Source organism: Lysinibacillus sp. RU7 (genome assembly GCF_057837305.1).
On sequence record NZ_JBYQFK010000350.1, the window covers coordinates 1 to 230 of the forward strand.

At 60.9% G+C, this 230-nt stretch carries 1 protein-coding gene; it reads right to left on the minus strand.

What is annotated here, in order from left to right; translation table 11 throughout:
* Positions 1-230 (minus strand): methionine--tRNA ligase subunit beta (gene metG / locus AC3II9_RS22675; protein WP_489159051.1); only part of this gene is annotated, 230 nt, incomplete at both ends.

The window sequence follows — 230 nt, forward strand, 5'->3', positions numbered from 1 at the left end:
GTTGGCCACCCTGCGACGCCGCAAGAATCATTCCCTGTGAATGCTCGCCGCGAAGCTTCACCGGCTTCAGGTTCGCCACGCAAATGACTTTGCGTCCTACGAGCTCCTCAGGTCTGTAGAATTTGGCGATGCCTGAAACGACCTGCCTGCGCTCGCAGCCAAGGTCAAGCTGCAGCTTGAGCAGCTTGTCGGCGCCTTTGACCGGTTCGGCCGCAACGACCTGGGCGACG